Origin of the sequence: Streptomyces sp. NPDC006385 (genome assembly GCF_040612485.1) — a bacterium.
Lineage (GTDB): Bacteria > Actinomycetota > Actinomycetes > Streptomycetales > Streptomycetaceae > Streptomyces.
This window is the reverse complement of record NZ_JBEXQG010000174.1, coordinates 1-1,677: the sequence shown is the minus strand read 5'-3', so window position 1 is coordinate 1,677 and position 1,677 is coordinate 1. Positions and strand designations below refer to the sequence as shown.

Here is a 1,677-nt window from a genome sequence, read left to right as displayed (position 1 = left end):
TGTCGCTGCACGCGTCGGGTGCGTCGGTGCTGCGGGTGCGGTTGGCGCCGGTGGGCGCGGACGCGCTGTCGGTGACCGTCGCCGACGGCACCGGACAGCCCGTCGCCACGGTCGACTCCCTCGTCCTGCGTCCCTTCGCCCCCGAGCAGCTCGTGGGCGCGACCGCGACCCGTGACACCCTCTTCCGCGTCGAGTGGACGCCGCTGCCGCAGGCTGCCGTGGCCCACGACACCAAGGGCGTGTGGGCGGTCGTAGGCTCGCCGGATGCCGTGACTGGTTTCCCGGCCGAGCCGACCGTCCACGCCGACCTGGCTGACCTGGCCTCTGCCGTCGACAACGGCGGCGTCCTGCCGGACGCGGTGCTCGTCCCGTTCGCGGTGGCGGCGCCGGACAAGGACACGGTCCAGGCGGCACACGACGCCGCGCACCGGGCCTTGAAGCTGGTGCAGGGCTGGCTGGCGGACGAGCGGTTCGCGGCGTCCCGGCTGGTGCTGGTCACGCGGGGCGCGGTGGCGGCCGGACCGGACGAGGGGGTCGCGGACGTCGCGGCCGTCCCGGCCTGGGGCCTGCTGCGGTCGGCCCAGACGGAGAACCCCGGCAGGTTCGTCATCCTGGACAGCGACGGGGACGGCGGGCCGTGGCCGGCCGACGCCCTGGACGCCGTACTCGCCGGGGACGAACCCCAGCTCGCGGTGCGCGATGGCGTCGTCTACGTGCCCCGCGTCCAGTCGGCCGTGTCGGCCACGGCGCCGGAAGGGTCGGCCTGGGGCGAGGGCACGGTCCTGGTCACGGGTGCCACGGGCACGCTCGGCGGCCTGGTGGCGCGGCATCTGGTGACGGCGCACGGGGTACGGCGTCTGCTGCTGCTCAGCCGCAGCGGACCGGAGGCCGCGGGTGCCGCCGAACTGGTCGCTGAGTTGGGCGAGTTGGGCGCGGATGCCTCGGTGGTGGCGTGTGACGTGGCCGACCCTGCCGCCCTGGCGGAGGTGCTGTCGGGTATCCCGGCCACGCATCCGTTGACGGGTGTGGTGCACACGGCGGGCGTGCTGGACGACGGCGTCGTGTCGTCCCTGACCCCCGAGCGGCTCGACGCGGTGCTGCGGCCCAAGCTCGACGGAGCCTGGAACCTGCACGAACTGACCCGCGACCTGGACCTGTCGGCCTTCGTGCTGTTCTCCTCGGCGTCGGGTGTGCTCGGGAGCGCGGGCCAGGGCAACTACGCGGCGGCGAACGCGTTCGTGGACGCGCTGGCGGCGGTGCGGCGGGCCGACGGTCTGCCGGGCGTCTCGCTGGCGTGGGGCGTGTGGGAGCAGCGCAGTGGGATGACCGGTGCGCTGGGTGAGGTCGAGGCGGCCCGGCTCGCCCGGTCGGGTCTGCCGGCGTTGTCGTCCTCGGACGGGCTCGCACTGTTCGACGCCGCGGTGGCGGCGGGGCCGGCGTTGGTGCTGCCGGTTCGGTTCGATCTGGCCGTGTTCCGGGCCATGGGCGCCGGCCTGCCCGCGGTGATGCGCGCGGTGGCCGGTGGCCGGGTGCGCCGGGCGCGGGCGAGCGAGGCCGCCGACGCGGGTCTGGTGGACCGGTGGGCCGGGTTGTCGCCGGACGCGCGGATGCGGGAGCTGTCCGGGCTGGTGCGCGGTCAGGTGGCCGCGGTGCTGGGGCACGGCTCGGCGGCGTCGG

At 75.8% G+C, this 1,677-nt stretch carries 1 protein-coding gene; it reads left to right on the top strand.

The window, feature by feature from the left end; genetic code table 11:
* A partial coding sequence (locus ABZ078_RS44365; protein ID WP_356584386.1) for a beta-ketoacyl reductase occupies positions 1-1,677 on the top strand: 1,677 nt, incomplete at both ends.